The 3,245-nt window shown below is 35.2% G+C and carries 4 protein-coding genes; all 4 read left to right on the top strand.

What is annotated here, in order from left to right; all coding sequences use genetic code 11:
• The coding region (locus tag HRT72_07165) for a molecular chaperone DnaJ (protein NQY67486.1) at positions 1-776 on the top strand (776 nt) is incomplete at its 5' end.
• 79 nt (positions 777-855) lie between these two features.
• Positions 856-1,647, top strand: a complete 792-nt coding sequence (locus tag HRT72_07170) for a hypothetical protein (GenBank protein ID NQY67487.1) — start codon at positions 856-858, stop codon at positions 1,645-1,647.
• A gap of 118 nt (positions 1,648-1,765) precedes the next feature.
• Complete coding sequence (locus HRT72_07175; protein NQY67488.1) at positions 1,766-2,704, top strand: hypothetical protein; 939 nt, start codon at positions 1,766-1,768, stop codon at positions 2,702-2,704.
• A 66-nt stretch (positions 2,705-2,770) separates the two neighbouring features.
• Positions 2,771-3,245, top strand: a 475-nt coding sequence (locus HRT72_07180) for a sigma-54-dependent Fis family transcriptional regulator (protein NQY67489.1), incomplete at its 3' end; no start/stop codon positions are given.

Below are 3,245 nucleotides of genomic sequence, written 5' to 3' on the forward strand. Positions count from 1 at the left end.
CAAACCTCCGGATAAAAATAAAAATGACACTTGAAGAAGTCGCAACTGGTGTTGAGAAAAAAGTAAAGGTTAATAAATACATTAGTTGTTCTACTTGTGATAGCAGTGGTGCACAAGGAGGCGGCTTTACGTCATGTACACAATGTGGTGGTTCTGGCCAGGTAACCCGTATATCGAATACAATTTTAGGACAGATGCAAACAACAGCAACTTGTCCGGCATGTAGTGGCCAAGGTCAAACGATAGAGAATAAATGCAACGACTGTCAAGGAAACGGTATTGTTAAAGATCAAGAAACAATTACAATAAAGATCCCAGCAGGAGTTGAAGACGGCATGGAATTGTCTATTGGAGGACAAGGTAATGCAGGTGCTAGAAACGGTGTTGCCGGTGATTTACATGTACTAATAGAGGAAATTCCTCATGAAGACTTTGTTAGGGATGGCAATAATCTACATTACGATCATTACGTAAGTTTTCCAGATGCTATTTTCGGAACCTCATCCGAAATTCCTGTATTAGGAGGTAAAGTCAAAATAAAAATTGATGAAGGAACTCAAGGAGGAAAAATTCTTCGATTAAGAGGAAAAGGAATTGAAAGTGTACATGGACATGGCTCAGGAGATTTACTTGTAAATATAAATGTTTGGACTCCTCAATCACTCTCTAAAGATGAGAAGAAGATTATGGATCAACTTAAAGATTCGGAAAACTTTATCCCTAATCCATCAAACAAAGACAAAGGCTTCTTTGAAAAGATGAAAGAATTCTTTTAAGGATTATTTCGATCATCTTTTTATCTTTATCAAGAGACATTTTCAAAAACAAATCTGATAAAAAATAAAAAGAGAACTTATGAAAGTTGGATACTATCAGAACGAACCAATATTTGGTAACAAACAACAAAACTTCAAGGATGTCGCAAAGGCCTTAGAAGGCATTACTGCAGACCTTATTGTACTTCCTGAGCTCTTTGCAACTGGTTATACGTTTACGAGTAAAGAGGAAGCCGAAGAGCTTGCTGAGGATAAAAATGGACTAACTGCAAATTTCCTAAAAGGCTTATCCAAAGAGACTAGCGCGGTAATCGTATCTGGTTTTCCTGAAATTATCAATTCTAAGGTATACAACTCCTCAATTATGGTATATCAAGATGAAGTAATAGGTACCTTTCAAAAAATCCATCTATTCAATAAAGAAAAACTTTGGTTTACCCCAGGAGAAAACAAATTACAGGTATATGAGGTAAAGGAAATGAAAATCGGAATGATGGTTTGCTTTGATTGGATATTCCCAGAAGTAACAAGAACATTGGCATTAAAAGGGGCGCAGATAATAGCACATCCCTGCAATCTAGTTCTACCTTATTGCCAAAAGGCAATGACAACAAGGTGTATCGAAAATAGAGTTTTTGCCATCACAACAAACCGAATAGGAAAAGAGACGAGGGGAGATGACGATTTCCTCTTTACAGGTCAAAGTCAAATCACCTCTTTTAATAGCGAAGTGCTTTCTTCTGCACCTGTTGATAAAACGCACTTAGATTTCGTTGAAATAGACCTTTCCCTTTCGAGCGACAAAATGGTGAATGATTATAATGACGTATTAAAAGATAGGAGAACTGATTTCTACGAACTTGGTTGGTAGCATTTATTCTGCTATACATCTATATCGCGATAAATATTAAACGGTCCAGATATTGCTAAGTACAGTATGTTTTTAAATCAATAAAAAAGATTTGTACTTTACACAATGAACCACGAGCATGAAAAAACTAATATTCTTTATTTTTCTTAGCATTCCATTTAACATAAATGCCCAAGAAGAGAATCAAGAAAGCTCTGAATTAATTCTAAGATCTTTAGATTATTCTAAGTATGATATATTAGCTTTAGCCTACAAGGATAAAAAATTCTCAAATACGGCAGACTTAGCAGAGACTATTACAGAGGATATAGATGAAGATTATGGGCGCTACCGAATATTATTTCGTTGGGTGGCTCAAAACATTGTGTTTAGCCCTAAAGGTGAACAAAAGCCAGAAAAAATTTTAAAAGAGGGAGTTGCTGATGCGGCAGGAATTGCAAACTTCTTAGTAGAACTTTGCGACGAAGCTGGAATCTGGGCTGAAACTATTGAAGGATTCGCCAAATGGCAGCCTGCAGCACATATTAATTATCTTCCTGTTCCTAATCACACATGGATTAAAGTTAAATTGGAAGACTCCTTATATCTTTCAGATCCAACTTGGGCTTCGGGAAGTTATGATTACACCCTAAAACGATATATTAGGAAATTTAATCCCACTTATTTCATCTCTGATCCAGTAGATTTCGGATTAGCGCATAGCCCAGTTGACAAGAGAAATGCATTAGTGCCTAAAATGCCGTCGTTCTCAAAATTCATTAAAACACCCATTTTTTATAATGGATATATCAATTTAAAAATCAGCACAGAATTACCTCTCAAAGGCCAAATTACAAAACCAATGATTTTAAAATTCAGCTCAGGAAAAGAAATAAATTCATGCAGCCTAGTTTTTATCAGGAAAGGCGCAGAACCAATAGATCTTCCTTTAAAAATAGTTGATGGAAAATATGAGGTTAAGTATACCTTTGGTGATACAGAATTTGGGGAATTCAAAATCCAAATGAATAAACGCGATGTACTTGGGTATATAAAATTAGACACTTCGAAAAAATAACATTCTCTGTTCTGGTACACTGTTTGATTAGTCCCACTCAAAAACAATTCAATTCCACTAATTAATATGCCTAAGATTTTAATAATAGACGACGAAAAGAGTATTAGAAATAGTCTACGAGATATTCTGGAATACGAAAAATTTGAAATAGACGATGCTGAAAACGGTAAATCAGGATTAGAGTTTATAAGAAATAATCAATACGATTTAGTGCTGTGTGATATTAAAATGCCGGCTATGGATGGCATAGAGGTACTAGAAAGAATCAATATTCTAAATCCGGATCTACCAATTATTATGGTAAGCGGCCATGGAACATTGGATACCGCAGTAGATGCAATAAAGAAAGGCGCGTTCGATTTTATTCAAAAGCCATTAGATCTAAATAGACTTTTGGTTAGTGTACGAAATGCCTTAGATAGAAACACATTAGTAACTGAAACTAAACAGCTAAAAAAGAAAATATCCAAAACAATGAATTCGGATATTATAGGTGAATCGAAAGCTATTATTGAAATTAAGGAGATGATAGGAAAGGTGG

It is taken from the genome of Flavobacteriales bacterium, from assembly GCA_013214975.1.
Classification (GTDB): Bacteria; Bacteroidota; Bacteroidia; order DT-38; family DT-38; genus DT-38.

What these genes read in the sequence shown, in the direction of transcription:
- HRT72_07170 (NQY67487.1), top strand. Translation starts at nt 856, where the DNA reads ATGAAAGTTGGATACTATCAGAACGAACCAATATTTGGTAACAAACAA.
- HRT72_07175 (NQY67488.1), top strand. Translation starts at nt 1,766, where the DNA reads ATGAAAAAACTAATATTCTTTATTTTTCTTAGCATTCCATTTAACATA.